Source organism: Cobetia sp. LC6, assembly GCF_030264805.1.
In the GTDB taxonomy this organism is placed as follows: domain Bacteria; phylum Pseudomonadota; class Gammaproteobacteria; order Pseudomonadales; family Halomonadaceae; genus Cobetia.
Genome location: NZ_JASSPL010000008.1, coordinates 42,587 through 59,148 on the forward strand (window position 1 = coordinate 42,587; position 16,562 = coordinate 59,148).

16 protein-coding genes are annotated in these 16,562 nt (G+C 62.8%); 12 read left to right on the forward strand and 4 right to left on the reverse strand.

What is annotated here, in order from left to right; all coding sequences use genetic code 11:
• Window positions 1–2 precede the first annotated feature (2 nt).
• From QQF40_RS10775 to QQF40_RS10815, 9 genes are all read left to right on the forward strand, one after another.
• Complete coding sequence (locus QQF40_RS10775; RefSeq protein WP_285461306.1) at window positions 3–1,295, forward strand: metallophosphoesterase; 1,293 nt, start codon at window positions 3–5, stop codon at window positions 1,293–1,295.
• A gap of 20 nt (window positions 1,296–1,315) precedes the next feature.
• A complete protein-coding gene (locus QQF40_RS10780; protein WP_285461307.1) occupies window positions 1,316–1,597 on the forward strand; it encodes an amphi-Trp domain-containing protein in 282 nt (93 codons plus the stop codon).
• Between the two features lie 253 nt (window positions 1,598–1,850).
• The gene (bla, locus tag QQF40_RS10785; RefSeq protein WP_285461308.1) at window positions 1,851–2,759 is read left to right on the forward strand and encodes a class A beta-lactamase; all 909 of its coding nucleotides are present in this window, start codon (window positions 1,851–1,853) and stop codon (window positions 2,757–2,759) included.
• Between the two features lie 209 nt (window positions 2,760–2,968).
• Window positions 2,969–4,075, forward strand: a complete 1,107-nt coding sequence (locus tag QQF40_RS10790; protein ID WP_285461309.1) for an NADH:flavin oxidoreductase/NADH oxidase — start codon at window positions 2,969–2,971, stop codon at window positions 4,073–4,075.
• Window positions 4,076–4,509: 434 nt separating this feature from the next.
• Window positions 4,510–5,382: a DMT family transporter gene (locus tag QQF40_RS10795; RefSeq protein ID WP_285461404.1), complete on the forward strand. Its 873-nt coding sequence runs from the start codon at window positions 4,510–4,512 to the stop codon at window positions 5,380–5,382.
• Window positions 5,383–5,684: 302 nt separating this feature from the next.
• Window positions 5,685–6,641, forward strand: coding sequence for an NAD(P)-dependent oxidoreductase (locus QQF40_RS10800; protein WP_285461310.1), 957 nt, complete (start codon window positions 5,685–5,687; stop codon window positions 6,639–6,641).
• Between the two features lie 124 nt (window positions 6,642–6,765).
• A complete protein-coding gene (locus QQF40_RS10805; RefSeq protein WP_285461311.1) occupies window positions 6,766–7,515 on the forward strand; it encodes a class II aldolase/adducin family protein in 750 nt (249 codons plus the stop codon).
• 84 nt (window positions 7,516–7,599) lie between these two features.
• The gene (locus QQF40_RS10810) at window positions 7,600–8,274 is read left to right on the forward strand and encodes a TetR/AcrR family transcriptional regulator (RefSeq protein WP_285461312.1); all 675 of its coding nucleotides are present in this window, start codon (window positions 7,600–7,602) and stop codon (window positions 8,272–8,274) included.
• A 2-nt stretch (window positions 8,275–8,276) separates the two neighbouring features.
• Window positions 8,277–9,461, forward strand: coding sequence for a pyridoxal phosphate-dependent aminotransferase (locus QQF40_RS10815; RefSeq protein ID WP_285461313.1), 1,185 nt, complete (start codon window positions 8,277–8,279; stop codon window positions 9,459–9,461).
• Window positions 9,462–9,545: 84 nt separating this feature from the next.
• Here the strand turns inward: QQF40_RS10815 and QQF40_RS10820 are convergent, their stop codons facing one another.
• Together QQF40_RS10820 and QQF40_RS10825 are read right to left on the reverse strand one after the other, a co-directional pair.
• Window positions 9,546–9,764, reverse strand: a complete 219-nt coding sequence (locus QQF40_RS10820) for a TIGR02450 family Trp-rich protein (RefSeq protein ID WP_285461314.1) — start codon at window positions 9,762–9,764, stop codon at window positions 9,546–9,548.
• 164 nt (window positions 9,765–9,928) lie between these two features.
• A complete protein-coding gene (locus QQF40_RS10825; protein ID WP_285461315.1) occupies window positions 9,929–10,843 on the reverse strand; it encodes a helix-turn-helix domain-containing protein in 915 nt (304 codons plus the stop codon).
• Between the two features lie 155 nt (window positions 10,844–10,998).
• On the opposite strand from QQF40_RS10825, the gene QQF40_RS10830 reads away from it, so the two are divergent.
• Both QQF40_RS10830 and QQF40_RS10835 read left to right on the forward strand, forming a co-directional pair.
• On the forward strand, window positions 10,999–12,240 hold the full coding sequence (locus tag QQF40_RS10830) for an MFS transporter (protein ID WP_285461316.1): 1,242 nt from the start codon (window positions 10,999–11,001) through the stop codon (window positions 12,238–12,240).
• Between the two features lie 40 nt (window positions 12,241–12,280).
• Window positions 12,281–14,326, forward strand: a complete 2,046-nt coding sequence (locus QQF40_RS10835; protein WP_285461317.1) for a bifunctional 2',3'-cyclic-nucleotide 2'-phosphodiesterase/3'-nucleotidase — start codon at window positions 12,281–12,283, stop codon at window positions 14,324–14,326.
• 164 nt (window positions 14,327–14,490) lie between these two features.
• On the opposite strand, the gene QQF40_RS10840 is transcribed toward QQF40_RS10835, so the two are convergent.
• Window positions 14,491–14,796, reverse strand: a complete 306-nt coding sequence (locus QQF40_RS10840; RefSeq protein ID WP_285461318.1) for a hypothetical protein — start codon at window positions 14,794–14,796, stop codon at window positions 14,491–14,493.
• 177 nt (window positions 14,797–14,973) lie between these two features.
• Between QQF40_RS10840 and QQF40_RS10845 the strand changes: the two genes are divergently transcribed.
• Complete coding sequence (locus QQF40_RS10845) at window positions 14,974–15,816, forward strand: alpha/beta fold hydrolase (protein WP_285461319.1); 843 nt, start codon at window positions 14,974–14,976, stop codon at window positions 15,814–15,816.
• A gap of 127 nt (window positions 15,817–15,943) precedes the next feature.
• On the opposite strand, the gene QQF40_RS10850 is transcribed toward QQF40_RS10845, so the two are convergent.
• The gene (locus QQF40_RS10850) at window positions 15,944–16,528 is read right to left on the reverse strand and encodes a GNAT family N-acetyltransferase (protein ID WP_285461320.1); all 585 of its coding nucleotides are present in this window, start codon (window positions 16,526–16,528) and stop codon (window positions 15,944–15,946) included.
• Window positions 16,529–16,562: the final 34 nt, after the last annotated feature.

Sequence of the window (16,562 nt, forward strand, 5' to 3'; positions counted from 1 at the left end):
CGATGACCCTCAGTCCACCCATAGGCGACGCCGTACCGTGTTACCGAGGCCCGACGCGTTATCTGAAGGCGCTGCCCAGTCACGCGGCGCAGTGGCCCGAGACACATCAGCACCTGCGCGCCGGTGACAAGGTGTCCCGTGGCGCTCGCAGGCTGGGCAGCAAGGACTGGCCACGCCGCGATGTCATCTTCATCTCCGATGCGCATGCCGACGCGGAAGCCTTCATCGCGTCTCTGGTGGCCAGTGGCGGTGTGCGCCTGACCTCGCGGGCCAACCTGGTGTTGACGGCGCGGGGCAAGCGCAGTGTCTTTGTCATCGGCGGTGACTGCCTCGACAAGGGGCCCAGCAATCTGGAGCTGCTGGAAGCGCTGCGCACCTTGATGCGCAGCGGGGCGCGTCTCAAGTTGCTGGCGGGCAATCACGACATGCGGCTGATGCTGGCGCTGATGCGGCTGAGTCATGATGATTCGGCGCGGACCGATCATATGTTCGTGCGCATGGGCGCCAAGGGGTTGGCGCTGCTCAAGGAAGTCTTCGATCACTATCTCGCGGACAGACCGCGGGCGATGAAGAGCATCCCCTCGCGAAGTGAATGCCGTCGCCGCCTGTACCCGGGGCCGGACTGGGCGGAGCAGTTTCGCAAATCGGCAGGCCATGTGCTCAAGGGGGAGGCGCTGGAGAAGGAGATCACGCGACTGAGCGCCAAGGCCGATGGCTTCGAGCATGCCTGTGAGAAACATGGCCTCTCGTTGCGTCAGACCTATGCCGCCGCGCTCAAGGCCCACGAGCTGTTTCTCAAGCCCGGCGGACGCTTTGCCTGGTTCTTCGACGAGATGCGCCTAGCCTATCGCAGTGGCGCCTTCCTGCATGTTCACGCAGGCGTGGATGATGCCTTCGCCAGACGACTCGGCCGCCAGAAGATCTCGCAGGTAAACCAGGAATTCCGGCGCATCCTGCGCGAAGACCCCTTCACCTTCTATTACGGTGAGCTGGCCAATGTACTGCGCACCAAATATCGCAAGAGCGACAGGGAGCTGAGCGCCGCAGGCGTCAAGCGCCTGCACAAGGTCGGCATTCGTGCCGTGATGCATGGCCATGTCAACCATCAGGCGGGCCAACAACTTGGCTGGCGCCACGGGCTTCTGCATATCGAGGGCGACGTCACCCTGGATCGCAATTCACGCCGCAAGGAAGGGCTGGATGGCGTGGGCATGGGAGCGACGCTGATAGAAGCCTGTGGACGCATCGTCGGCATCAGCAATGATTATCCCCAGGTCAAGGTCTACGTGCCCTGAAACACGCACAGGAGAGGCAGGTGAAAGACGAGAAGCAGGACAAGTCGCTGTTCCGACATGAATCATTGCAATCCATCGATGGTGTTCAGGATATTCTCAAAGCCATCATCAAGGGGCTGGGCAAGGGCCTGCTGTCATTTCGCGATGAGGATGGCGAGATTCGGCTGGCACCGCGCGGCCTGATGACCCTCAAGGTCATGGCGCGACGAGAGGATGATCATCATCGTCTCGATATTCGCTTGTCCTGGCATGCCAAGCCCGGCGCCAAGCGCAACAAGACGCTCAAGGTGCTTGATGGATGAGGGCATCGTGCGCTGGCCTTGACCCAGATCAAGCCTCCGCCAGTCCGTGGCCTATGGCGCGATGGCCGACATGTTCGCGCTTACGCGACTATGGTACATGTAGCATGCTGCATATTGGGTCGTGTCTTGCGACACGGCCGCTCCCCATGATCAGGACATGTCATTGATGCCTTCAACTCCTCAGCGCCGGTGCGGTGCTGATCACCCCTCGTTTCGCTTGCACCCCGCCAGCCTCGCGGCAAAGCCTGCCGTCATGCCCTCAAGACGCTGGCAGCAGTGGCTGGCGGCCGCCGCACTTGCCTGTCTGCCGCTGGGCGCTCAGGCCGCAGACGATGCTTTGGACGCTGACAAGCCGCTCTCGGCGTCAGCCATTCAGGCCATCGAATCAGAGGTCGGCGCGCGAATCGGTGTCACCGTTCTGGATACTGCCGATGGCACCCGTTTCAGCTGGCGTGGGGATGAGCGCTTCCCCATGAGCAGCACCTTCAAGGTGCTGGCCTGTGGTCATCTGCTCTCCCGGGTGGACGAAGGCCAGGAATCCTTGTCACGCAAGGTGGAGATTCGCTCGGCGGATCTCGTGACCTATTCCCCCATTACCGAGCATCACACCCAGGATGGTGGCCTGACACTTGAGGCGCTGTGCCATGCCACCATCACGACCAGCGACAATACCGCGGGCAACCTGATTCTCGATGCCCTGGGAGGCCCTGCCGCACTGACGGCCTATCTGCGGCGCCTGGACGATGACAGCACGCGGCTGGACAGACGTGAAACGACGCTCAATGAGGCCACTCCCGGTGACCCGCGCGATACCACCACGCCGCACGCGATGGCGGCCACCCTGCAGCGACTGCTGGTGGGGGATGCGTTGAGCGAGGCATCGCGCCTGGCCCTGCAGGGCTGGATGCTGGCCAACATCACCGGCGATGACAAGCTGCGGGCGGCCTTGCCCGATGACTGGCAGATCGCGGACAAGACCGGCGGTGGGGGATATGGCACCAACAATGACGTTGCCATCCTGTGGCCGCCGTTGCGTGCCCCGTTGATCGTGGCGGTCTATCTGACCGAAAGCGAGGCCGATCTGGCAGCGCGCAATGCCGCGATTGCCGATGTCGGGCGTCTGTTGGTCAAGGAAGTGCTGGAGGGCGAGGCGACTCGCTGATGGTGGGGCGCTGATGGTGAGGCGCTGGCAGAGCGTGCGTGAAACATGGGCAACTCAGCGTTGCCGCCACCATGGCCAACTTGCGCTTGTGGTGCTTCCCCGGTGCCCGCATTGTGCTTGCACTGCATCGGCATAGGCAGCACGGGCCTTCTCGCCATGTTCGCGCCTGCGCCTTGCCAACCCGCCCCGTCTGCATCCAGAGGAATTCCATGTCCGCACTGTTTTCACCGCTCACCCTCGGCCCGCTCACGCTGGACAATCGCATCATCATCGCGCCGATGTGTCAGTACTCCGCCAAGAATGGCCAGATGCAGGCCTGGCATGATCAGCATCTTGGCAATCTCGCCCAGTCAGGGGCCGGGCTTCTGATCTTCGAAGCCAGCGCCGTCGCCCCGGAAGGTCGCATCACCCACGGCGATGTCGGACTCTACGATGAGTCTTGCCAGCAAGCCATGCAGGGGGTCGTCGAGCGTATCCGCCGCTATTCTCCGATGCCGTTGGCGGTGCAGATTGGCCATGCGGGACGCAAGGCATCCTGCCAGAAGCCCTGGGAGGGCGGTGCTGCCATCGCGCCAGGCAAGGACAATGGCTGGCAGGTGCTTGCCCCCAGCGCGATTCCCTTCAGCGAAGGCGGGCCGTTGCCCGAGGCGATGAGTGGCGAGCAGATCCGCCGCACCATCGCGGACTTCGTGGCGGCGGCACAGCGCGTCGTCGACATCGGCCTGGATGGCATCGAGCTGCATGCGGCGCATGGCTATCTGCTGCATGAATTCCTGTCGCCGCTCAGCAATCAGCGCGACGATGACTACGGTGGCTCGCTGGAGAACCGCATGCGTCTGACGCTTGAGGTCTTCGACGCCGTGCGGGCCGCGATCCCGGAGCATGTGATGCTGGGCATCCGGATCAGCGCGACAGACTGGGTCGAGGGCGGCTGGGACCTCGAGCAGAGCATCGAACTCGCCAGGGCACTGGACCGTCGTGGCTGCCACTATCTGCATGTCTCCAGTGGCGGGCTCAGCGCGCAGCAGCAGATTCCGGTAGAGCCGAACTATCAGGTGCCGCATGCCGAGGCCCTGAAGGCCCAGGTGAAGATGCCGGTGATTGCCGTTGGCCTGATCACCGAGCCGCAGCAGGCCGAAGACCTGTTGGCGGACGAGCGTGCCGATGCCATCGCGCTGGCGCGCGGCATTCTCTATGACCCGCGCTGGCCCTGGCATGCGGCCGCCGCGCTGGGGGATACCATCAAGGCCTCGCCCCAGTACCTGCGTTGCCAGCCACATGGTCTGAAGTCACTGCTGGAGAATCAGCAGGACTGAGCCGTGTGAAGAGATATTGAGGACTGACGCCCGCGGTCACGAGCTGCTGCTCGCTGATCGCGGGCGTCTTGCTGTGCGAGGCCTGGCTTGAAGTTCGGGCTTTCCTTGACGTTCAGATTCGAGAGCGCCGAGCGTCTGACGCCATATCCTTCGTCTGACAAGAGCGGTGCCAGCGCATCACTCGAGTGCCGGATAGCGTGGCTTTGCGCCATCCTGAGGGTTTCTGAAACGCGTCTTTGCGGCAATCGCGCCTGTTTCACCTTCAGCACAGGGCGCAAGACTTGATGGCGTGATGGTGAGACGATGCCACCGATGATCAAGCAGAGCCGCTACCTGCCGTGGGGTGATGTTGTAGCGCGATACGCGCTTGATCCTGGCCGCCAGACCGTCTGGTGAATGTGGCTTGAAAGACCAAGGGGGCTTGAGTGGACAATATGCGTGGCAGTGTTTTCATGGTCATCGCGATGGCAGCATTCGCGGTGGAGGATCTGTTGTTCAAGTTGGCGGCGGGGCATACCTCGACCGGTATCACCCTGATGCTGTTCGGCCTCGGCGGCATGCTGGTCTTCATGCTGTTGACCTGCCTGCGCGGTGAGTCCCTCATGCCTGCGGCGATCTTCTCGCGACCGATTCTGTTGCGTGTCATCTGTGAAATCATCGCCCGCAGCAGCTTCGCCCTCGCCATCACCCTGATGCCGCTTTCCACTGCCTCCACCATCCTGCAGGCGACGCCGCTGGTCGTGGTGGCCGGGGCGGCAATGTTCTTCGGGGAGCGCGTCAGCCGCAAGCGCTGGTTGGCAATCGGTGTCGGCTTCATTGGCGTGCTGCTTATCGTGCGTCCCGGCCTCGACAGCTTCAACATGACCTCATTGTTTGCGGTGATCAGCACGATCGGCTTCGCCGGACGGGATCTGGCGACGCGCGGCGCGCCGGCGTCGTTGTCCAACGTCCAGCTCGGCATCTACGGCTTTCTCGCCCTGATTCCGGCAGGGGGGCTGATCGCTCTCTATCAGCAGACCCCGCTTGCGTATGCGCCCGAGGCGACCTGGCTGATCGTGGGTGCCGTGATACTCGGGGTCATCGCCTACAACGCCTTGACGATTGCCATGCGCAAGGGCGAGGTCTCGGTGGTCACGCCATTTCGCTATACCCGCGTCCTGTTTGCCTTGGTGTTCGGGGTCATGGTGCTGGGGGAAAGCCTCGATGCCATGACCTTGCTGGGCGCCGCCATCGTGGTCGCAAGCGGTATCTACATCGTCACCCAGGGCAAGCGGCGCCCGCCAGTGGCGAAGGTGGCCTCGCTATGAATCCCCTCGCTGCCATCAGGCTGGCAGCGGCAGGCTAGCATCACCGCTGACGCCAGCTTGGACCATCGACCAGATGACACATGTGAAAGGAGAGGCGCTTGCGCCTCTCCTTTTGTCGTTGTGGGACGCAGTTTTCATCCAGAACAGTGCGGTGACGGCAAAACCCCATCGATCAAGGCATTGGCAAGGCGATGAGGGAGCAGGGGAGCACGTGACGGTTGGCAGTAGTTATACGAGTGTGTAATAGTGAGGATGAATCCATGGCAACCCACTCGCTGCCAGTCGTGTCACAAGGAGAGCCAATGCCAAGCCAAGCCCCGATTCTGGGTGTCTATCTGAGTGAATCCCTGGACCTGGACAGCGTCTACGGTGAAGCGCTGCGCCAGCTGGGCGACGATGTCGTACTGCATCACCCGCAGGAGATCGAGGACCCGAGTGCGGTGCGGTTCGCTATCTGCTGGCAGCCGGGGGAGGACGCCTTCACGCCGTACCCGAATCTTCGGCTTGCCATGTCGATCGCGGCGGGAGTGGACGCCCTGATGAGTCATCCCGGGCTCTCGGACGAGGTACAGATCGCACGGGTACGCGACCCGCACCAGGCGTATCTGATGGCCGGTTTCGCCACACATGAGGTTCTGCATCGCGAGCGCGAGTTTGCCGTCATGGCCGACCATGCCACGCGTGGCGAATGGCAGCCCTTGGCAATGCGTGCGCCAGAAAAGGCATCGGTGGCCGTGCTGGGCCACGGCTGCATGGGGCGCGCCGTGGTCACTTCGCTGTCGACCCTGGGGTTCTCGGTGACGGTCGCCTGTCGCAGCGAACCGGCCGCGCCGGTGTCGGGCGTGCGTTACCTGACCGGTGACACTGCCATCATGGCGGCGGCCGACGGTGCCGATTATCTGATCAATATCCTGCCGCTGACCCCGGAGACCGAGAACGTGCTGAACGCCGCCTTGTTCGCCCGGCTGCGCCGTGGCGCCTGGCTGGTGCAGATCGGCCGCGGCGAGCACCTGGTGGAAGCGGACCTTGAAGCCGCGCTCGACACCGGGCAATTGGCAGGCGCGACACTGGATGTCTTCCGCGAGGAGCCTCTGGCGCCCACTCACCACTGGTGGCAGGACGCGCGCCTGCGGATCACGCCGCATGTGGCCAGTGACTCGCTGCCCGAGGTGGTGGCCGAGCAGGTGGTGGCCACGGCGCGTGAGTTGCGTGATGGCTTGCCGCTCACGCTGGGCGTGGATCGCCAGCGCGGCTATTGAGGCTCACAGCGATTGAGGCCCACGGCGATTGAGGCCCGAAGGTGGATGCTTCAATGCTTCTCAAGGCTCAGTCGAGCCTTTCTCGACCCCAGACAGCGACATTGTGACCACAGGAGACAGCAACATGCCGGCATCGACCATGAGTGACGGGGAGTGGCAAGCACGCCTGGACCTGGCAGCTTGCTACCGGTTGGCAGCGCACTATCGCATGACCGACCTGATCTACACCCACATCACGGCGCGGGTGCCGGATGAGGAAGGGCATTTTCTGATCAATCCCTACGGCTGGCGCTGGGAGGAGATTACGGCGTCCTCGCTGGTCAAGATCGACGTCAACGGCCAGAAGGTCGATGACAGCGTCGCGCGGGTCAATCCGGCCGGATTCACCATTCACTCGGCGATTCACGCGGCAAGTCATTCAGCCAGCTGGATCATGCATACCCATACGCGCGCCGGCGTGGCGGTGTCGAGTCTGGAAGAAGGGCTCTTGCCCCTGAATCAGATCGCCCTGCAGTTCCATGGTCGCGTCTCCTATCACGATTACGAGGGCATCGCGCTGGATCTGGATGAGCGCGAACGCATCGTGGCAAGCCTTGGCGACAATCCGGCACTGATCCTGCGCAATCATGGCCTGCTGACTACCGGTGCTTCTGCCGCCGAGATGTTCAACAACATGTTCTATCTCGAGCGCAGCTGCGAGATTCAGGTCGCGACCCTGTCCATGGGCCAGCCGGTGCGCCGCCTTTCACCCGAGATCTGTGAGCATGTGGTCGGTCAGTACGACGTGGCCATTCACGAGGAGGGAGATCTGGCGCTGGAGTGGGAGTCTCATCTGCGACTGTTGGAGAGCCTTGGTTGTGACTATCGTTGCTAAATGCATCGTTGTTGAAGGCATCGTCGTTCGAGAGGCCATTGAGTGTCTGATGCGCGGGGCAGCAACCGGACGGGAGATAACACGATGAGTCGCAAGGCATTCCAGCGGCTTTCCCAGGACCAGCGTCGTCGCGACCTGCTGGAAGCCACCTTGAGCTGTGTCGCACAGCACGGTCTGGCCGGTGCCAGCGTGCGCCGCGTGGCGGAGGCAGCCGGGGTCTCGCCCGGCCTGATTCGCCACCATTTCGGCACCAAGGACGACATGGTGCGTGCCGCCTATGCCTACATGATGGGCCAGCTGACCTCCGATATCGCCGATGCCAGCCCAGCCAGCGATGAGCCCCCGGCGTGTCGTCTGGCGCGCTTCATTGCGGCGAGTCTCACCCAGCCCAACCTGGCCGCCCACAAGATCTCCCTATGGGCGACCTTCATCGGCCGGGTGCGCCACGATGCCAGCTATTCGGCGGTGCACCAGGAAACCTATCGCGAGTTTCTCGACCTGCTCGCACAGCTGGTCCAGCCGGTACTGAATGTCCACGCGCTGCCCGCCACCGAGAGCGATTGTCAGGAGATGGCGATCGCCCTCAATGGCTTGATCGATGGCCTGTGGCTGGAAGGCGGGCTGGAACACGGCCTCTATTCGGTCGAGCGGCTGCCCGCGATCGCCATGCGGGCGGCAGAGGGCATTCTGCGGCTGCCACAGGGCACCTTGCTTGAGCACGTTGCTGTCACGACATCACCCCCACCTCAGAGGAGTTGAGCATGCGCTACGCCACCATTACCGAACGACTGAGTGATCTGGGCGGTGACAAATGGGCCGTTCACAGCGCTGCCCGCCAGCGTATCCAGGCCGGCGAGCCGATCATCGAGCTGACCATCGGGGAGCCGGATATCGCCACGCATCCGGCCCTGGTCGAGCACTGTGTCGAGGCGCTGCGCGCTGGTCGTACCCGCTACTCCGATGGCCGTGGCGAACCGGGGCTGGTCGCGGCGCTGGCCGAGCGCTACGCAGCACGCATGCCCGAGATCAGCGCAGACAACGTACTGTGTTTCCCCGGTACGCAGACGGCGCTGTTCGCGGTGATGCTGGCGCTGGTGGAGGAGGGGGCCGGCGTGCTGACCGGCGACCCCTACTACGCCACCTATGAGGGCGTGATCCGCGGCGCCGGCGGTGACCTGCAGCCGGTACCGCTGCGCATGGAGCATGGCTTCGTGTTGCAGCCGGAAGATCTGGCCGCGGCCATCACGCCGCAGAGCCGTGTGTTGCTGCTCAATACCCCGCACAACCCCACCGGTGCGGTGATGGACCGGGCGACCCTCGAGCACATCGGGGCACTATGTCGCGAGCATGATCTGTGGATCGTCTGCGATGAGGTCTATGAAGCGCTGATCTTCACGGGCGAATTCGTCTCGCCGCTGGAAATCGAGGCACTGCGTGAGCGCACCGTGGTGGTGTCTTCCATCTCCAAGAGTCACGCTGCCACCGGTTTTCGCAGTGGCTGGGCCATCGGCTCCGCTGAGTTCTGTCGTCGGCTGTTGCCGGTCTCGGAAACCATGCTGTTCGGCAATCAGCCCTTCATCGCCGACATGACCGAGGCCGCACTGCGCGGGAATTTCGATACTACCGAGCGTCTTCGCGAATCACTTGGGCGTCGCGCGCGTCTGGTCCACGAGGCGCTGGCGGCCATCCCGCAGCTGTCCTCCAGCCTGCCCCAGGGCGGCATGTTCCTGATGGTCGATGTCTCACGCACCGGCCTGGACGGTGAGCAATTCGCCTGGCGGCTGCTGGAACAGCAGCAGGTGGCGGTAATGCCCGGCAGCGTCTTCGGCGATTGCGGTACGCCGCTGGTACGTGTCGCTCTGACCGTGCCGGACGACAGCCTGCTGGAAGCGGTGCAGCGCATGGCCATGTTGTGTGACCAGCTGGAAGCCGAGGTCGTGGCCTGAGATCGTGGGTAGATTGGACGCCTAGACGCAGACACGCCGCCCTCGGACGGCGTGTCTGCGTCTAGCGAAGCGTGATTCACAGCGTCATTTCCAGCCCATCTGCCAGACGCTGTCTTCCTTGAGTTCACGCCAGGCGAGGGTGTAATCCTTGCGGGTCAGTACCGCCTGCAACACGACCTCGACCACATGTTCGTCCTGCTCATCACGAATCAGGCGCGTGACGATGAAATGTCGCTCTCGATTCCTGGGAGTCGCGGCGGTCCATTTGCTTTGCAATAGCTTGTCGGGGTTGATGCGATTCATGCTGATCCTCAAGAAACGGTTGGCAGGTGCGTGCTGGTCAAGTCAGTGCCCGGCAGACAGGTGAGCGCCAGCCGGGCCTACACCGAAGGCGGGCTCTCGTTGAGCAGTTGCCACAGCGACTCGGTCGCCGCGCTGCTACCACTATTTATCACGTTGCCAAACCTTTACAGTCCCCCGGACTCCCGTTGTGTCATGACGCGACTATTGCCGCCCATGCCACTGCCCGAGCGGCGCTGCTCGCGTTCCTGCAGGTAGCGGGCGGGCGTGGTGCCGAGCAGCTTCTTGAACATGCTGATGAAGGCGTTGACGGACTGATAGCCGACGTCTTCCGAGACGCGCTGCACGCTCATGCCCTCGGCCAGCAGGCGAATCGCCACCACCAGGTGCAGTTGCTGACGCCAGCGGCTGAAGCTCAGGCCGGTGTCACGCTGGATGAGTCGGGCGAGGGTGCGTTCGCTCATCGCCAGTTCGCTCGCCCACTCGGCCAGGGTGCGGCGGTCGTCCGGGGTCTTGATCAGGGCATCGCTGATCCGGGTCAGCCGCGGGTCTTCGGGCAAGGGCAGATGCAGACGTTCGCTGGGCATGCAGGCCAGTTCTTCCAGCAGCACACCGACCAGCCGCGCTGTCGGCCCCTGTTCAGGATATGGCTGGGGTAGCTCCGCCAGACGCAGCACCAGCTCACGCAGCAGAGGCGAGATTGACAGCGTGCAGCTGTGGCTTGGCATCTCGAGCGCGCCGGGCTCGATGAACAGGTGGCAGACCCGGCCGCCACGGGTCAGGTGGTTGCTGTGGGGCAGGTTGCCTGGAATCCAGACCCCGCTGTGCGGGGGCACCATCCACAAGCCTTCCGGCACGCGACTGGTCACCACGCCATGCAGGACGATGACCAGCTGTCCCTTGCGATGCTGGTGGGTCGGGACCTCCATCACCTGCTGGCCGGTCTCGACATGCAGGGCGCTGGCCGGGATCTCGTAGATGTCCGGGTCGTGCTCGCAGACGCTGCTGGAGAAGGGCACCTGATCGGGGCCACGGGTACTGACCCCGGGCGATGACGGCAGGACGGGTGTGGTCACTGACATGGCGGCTCGCAGATTGTCTGATTTCAGTGATCTGATGTCATGATGCCTCAATTCTGCAGTGGGCGAGGGGATTAAGCTAGCCTCACTCTGTATGCGGACTCACCTTTAGGTGTCATCCCGTCATTACCCCGTTTCACGATCGCTGCGAGCGCCTCATGACTGAACTCTGCCACTCGTCTCCTGTCCGGCGACTGAGCCATCCGGCCGTATTGATCGCCGGTATCCTGTTGATCGCCATGAACCTGCGTGCGCCCTTCACCAGTATCGCGCCACTGCTGGAGCGCCTGCAGGCGGCGCTGGGCTTCAATGCCACGGCGGCCGGCCTGTTGATGATCCTGCCGCTGCTGGCCTTCGTTGTCGTCTCGCCCTGGGTGCCGCGCCTCGCCAGAGGCCTCGGGCTTGAGCGCAGCCTCTTCCTCGCCTTGCTGACGATCGCCGCGGGCATCGTATTGCGGGTGCAGGGCAGCATGCTGGCTCTCTATCTGGGTATTGGCCTGATCGGGGCGGGCATTGCCGTGGGCAATGTGCTGCTGCCCAGTCTGGTCAAACGCAGCTTTGCGCAGCATGTCGCGCTGCTCACTTCCTGCTATGTGCTGACCATGGGCATCATGGCCGCCATCGCCTCGGCGCTGATGGTGCCGTTGGCCCAGGGCAGCAGCGCTGGCTGGCAGTACGCGATGCTCATAGTGGTCGTCCTGCCATTGGTGACGATGGGGGTGTGGTGGCCGCAGTTGTCACGTCGCTCCCTGCCGGTGGCGAAGGAAACCGAGAAGGATGTCGAGAAGGGTGCCGCGCGGCCGGTGCGTCAGGCAGCCGTGTGGCGCTCGCCACTGGCCTGGCAGGTGACGCTCTTCATGGGCATCAATTCGCTGCTGTTCTATACCGTCAACAGCTGGCTGCCGAGCATGCTGGCGGACAATGGCTTCTCTGCCGAGAAGGCGGGCTCGCTGCATGGTCTACTCCAGCTGGCTTCGGCCTTGCCGGGATTGGTTCTGGTGCCCCTGATGCCGCGCCTCAAGGATCAACGTCTGATCGCCTTCGCGACGCCCTGCATGTCGCTGGCGGGATTCATCGGGCTATGGCTGATGCCGGAGTGGGCACTGATGTGGGTGCTGTTGCTGGGCGCGGGCTCCGGGGCCAGCTTCATTCTCGCCTTGTCGTTCATGGGGCTGCGGGCGCGCGATGCCATGCAGTCGGCATCGCTGTCCAGCATGGCGCAGACGTTGGGCTATCTGCTCGCGGCCATGGGGCCGCCGCTGATCGGCGCGCTCTACGATATGCAGGGCAATTGGCAGCTGGCACTGATGGTCTGCGCCGTTCTCAGTGTGCTGATGGCGGGTGTCGGCTGGCAGGCAGGCAGGGACCGCCAGTTGCCTGAGGCGTCGGTATCTGAATAATGGGGCACTGGCACCCCCCCCCATGACAAGGAAGTGAGAGATGGCGAATGCTTCATCGGCTAGCGAAGATCAACGGGCGTCTGACGCGCCGGGTGTTGCGCAGCCCCCCGGGCGTCAACGCAAGCCGCATCTGCGGGCAGCCATCCTGGGCCTGGCCAGTCTCGGCGGTATCTTCATGATCGCTCAGCCAGCCAATGCCGCGACGCTGTCACTGCGCGTGATCGAGACCACCGACATCCACGCCAACGTGATGGATTACGATTACTACAAGGACCGCCCCAGCGTGCGCATCGGCCTGGTGCGCGCGGCGAGTCTGATCAAGCAGGCGCGTGCCGAGGTGGCCAACAGCGTGCTGCTGGACAATGGCGACCTCATCCAGGGCAGCCCGATGGGCGATTACATGGCGGCAGAAGGTCTCGAGGAGGGTGATGTCTTCCCGGCCTACAAGGTCATGAATCAGCTGGATTACGATGTCGGCAACATCGGCAATCATGAATTCAATTACGGGCTCGAGTATCTCGAACGGGCGCTTTCCGGCGCACAGTTCCCCTATGTGAACGCCAACCTGCTGGACGCCACGACAGGCGAGCCGTACTTCACGCCCTACCAGATCACCCCCCATGCCTTCACCGACAGCGAGGGCAACGCTCAGACAGTGAAGATCGGCTATATCGGCTTTGCACCGCCGCAGGTGATGACCTGGGACCGCAAGCACCTCCAGGGCCGCCTGACAGCCGAGGACATCACAGAGAGCGCCAGACGCTGGGTGCCCGAGATGCGCCGGGCGGGCGCGGATGTGGTAATCGCCATCCCGCACTCTGGCATCTCGACTGACCCCTACCGGGTGATGGCCGAGAATTCGGTGTATTACCTCTCGCAGGTCGAGGGCATCGATGGCATCGCCTTCGGGCATGCCCATGCCGTCTTCCCCAGCGAGGAATTCGCCGAGGTACCGGGGGCCGATATCGCCAGGGGCACCCTGAATGGCGTGCCGGCGATGATGCCGGGGCATTGGGGCAGCCATGTGGGCGTGATGGATCTCGAACTGAGCAATGCCTCGGGCCAGTGGCGGGTAGTGAGCGGCCAGACAGAAGCCCGCCCGATTCAGGTGGGTGGCGAGGCACAGGTGGTGGAAGATGCCGAATTGGCAGCGCTGGTCGATCATGAACACGACGCCACGCGGGAGTACGTCAATCGCAGCATCGGCCGCGCTAGTGCGGCGATGAAGAGCTATCTGGCGCTGGTGCAGGACGACCCGACGATCCAGATCGTCAATCGCGCTCAGGCCGATTACGTCAAACGCTTCGTCGAAGGCGACCCGGACCTGGAAGGCTTGCCGATTCTCTCGGCGGCCGCGCCATTCAAGGTCGGTGGCCGTCATAATGACCCGACTCAGTTCACCGAGATGGAGGCCGGCGAGCTGAGCTTCCGCAATGCCGCCGATCTCTATCTCTATCCGAATACGCTGGTGGCGCTCAAGGTCACCGGCAAGGAAGTGCGGGAATGGCTCGAGTGCAGCGCCGGCCAGTTCCATCGCATTGATCCGGAGCTCGCCACGCCCCAGCCCTTGATCAACTGGGAAGGTTTCCGCAGCTACAACTTCGACGTGATCGATGGCGTCGAGTACAGGGTGGATGTCACGCAGCCGGCGCGTTACGACGGCAATTGCGCGCTGATCGACGCCGATGCCCACCGTATCCAGGGCCTCACCCACCAGGGCGAGCCGGTCAAGGACGACGATGTCTTCCTGCTCGCGACCAACAACTACCGCGCCTACGGTGAGGACTTCCCCGGCACCGGTGAGTCACATGTCGCCTTCGCGTCACCGGATGAAAATCGCAGCATTCTGGCCCAGTACATCTCGCGCCAGACGCAGCAGCAGGGCGCAGTGGACCCCGCGGCGGATCATAACTGGCGGCTGGCCGCGATCGACACTGACACCCCGCTGGATATTCGCTTCACCACCGCCCCCGGCGAGGATGCGCAGCAGTTCATTGATGCTCAGGCCGTTTACCCGATGACGCTGGTGGATCAGGACGAGATGGGCTTTGCCCGTTATCGCGTCGGGCTGGACCGGATGGAATAGCCGAGGCAGCTCATTGTCGAGCACGTCGTTACTGGCCTGGATTCAGGTGACAAAAAACGCCAGTCAGCAATTGCTGACTGGCGTTTTTTGTCACCAGGCGCTACCCGTTATCTGTGTCATTACCCGCCTTGCCTCAAGGCTCTTGCGTGCCGCCTGACGACGGGTCAGCGCCAGGGCGCGTGCAAGGCGATGCTCAGCAGTATGCGTTTGCCTCGCTCGATACGGCTGACGCTGTGTTCGTGAAGATCGGGGCGAAACAGTACCACGCGATCCGCGATACGAAAGAGGCTGCCATCGGTCTCGAAGACACCGCCCCGGCGGGGCTTCTTGAGCACGATATTGAGCTTGTAGTAGCTGCCGCTGCCCATCGGGTCGTTGTGGCGCATCACACTGTGGCCTTCGGGGTAGGTCACCAGGTTGATGGTCAGGCGGCGAAGATCGAGCAGGCTGCGGTTGATGACACGGGCCATGGGCGTTTCCCTTGAATTTGATGAGGCCATTAAAGCGTATTTTGAGCAATCAATCAAAATCATACTTGAGTGATCGCTCAGCAATCCGTAAGGTGGTCCCACGTTCACGGCAACACCGCGACATAGCACTGTCTCGCCAGGCCGTGATTGAGTATTCATCAAGCGAAGAGGTCAGCAATGAGCCACGACAACGTGACAATGGAAGCCCTGGAAACCCGTTATGCGATGATCGAAGGTCACCGCATTGCCTACAAGGAAATGGGTGAAGGTCAGCCGCTGTTGTTGATCCACGGCATTCCGACCAACAAGCTGATGTGGCGTGATGTGATGCCGGAATTGGCCAGGCATTATCGTGTCATCGCCCCGGACATGCTCAACTATGGCGAGTCGGACATGCCGGTGGATGCTGACGTTTCCATCAATGCCCAGACACGCATCTTCATCAAGCTGATGGATTCACTGGGTGTGGCGAGTGCGGATGTCGTCTCGCATGATATCGGTGGGGGTATTGGTCAGCTGATGGCCGTCAATCATCCCGAGCGTGTTCGCCGTCAGGTACTGATCGACAGCGTGTGCTTCGATTCCTGGCCGATTCCGGAGTTCAAGCAGCTGCTGGAACCGGGCGTAGAGGAATCAACCAGCGTCGAGGAATTCATCAGCACCATGCGCGGCTTCATGCCCAGTGGTGTGCATGAACCGGCGGTGGCGACCGAAGAGATGGTCGAGCGCTATGTGTCCCAGTGGAACAGCGAGCAAGGCAAGGCGGCTTTCTTCCGCAACATGCGTCGTCTCAACAAGGAATACACCCAGGCCATCGCCGGTGAGCTCAAGAATATCGAGATCAAGACTCTGGTGCTGTGGGGCGACAAGGACAACTTCCAGAAGCCGGATTACGCCCCGATGCTGGCAGATGCCATTCCGGGTGCCGAGCTGATCTGGGTGAAGGATGCCGGTCACTGGGTGACGGATGAAAAGCCGCAGGATACCGTGCGTTATATCCTGGATTTCCTCGCCCGCTGAGGAGGGGCCCATCAGCCATCAGCGCAGTAAAATCTCACCCATGATGGTGAGTGCACCCTGAGCGACAATGCCCGGTCATAGGACCGGGCATTGTCGTATCTGGCGGAAATCGTGCACGGGAAATCGCCTAATGATGCGCGATATTCCGCGCGGCCGGAGGAGACTGTCGCTTGCGCTTGGGGGTGATCGTCAAGGCGTCTTCCTCGGTAAGGTCGTCGATGATTGTGTCGAGAGGGGCATCGCCTACCGGGGGCAGGAGCGCGTGATCACCCCGCGGGGCGAGTGTCGGCGCTGTCTGGAAGGCGAGAGGTCTTTCCAGCGCCATGATGCTGCCACTGCGCGTCGGAGTGCACTGCTCATTGACCAGGGTGAAGCCGTGGCGCTGGTAGAGCGCCAATGCCGGGCTGTCGGAGAAGACTCTCAGGCGCAGCGCGCGCGGGCAGGGCTGGGCGCTCGGGGATAGCTCGGAGGCGCGGTCTTTCACCAGCGACTGGCCGTACTCCTGTTCGGTTGCCAGCTGGATCAACCAGTTCAGGCAGGCGGAGCCGACGCCGCGACCTTGCCAATGTGGCACCAGTTGCAGATCGCGAAGATACAGAATATCCGGCAGGGCCTTGAGGCTGATAAAGCCGACCCACTCGCCATTGATGCGTATCGCGTAGTTCTCGTTGTCTCGCCAGCGCTCGCTGAACAGCTCCTCGTCCCAGCTCATGCCATGCCGTTTGTAAGTCGCGAGCATGTTGCCG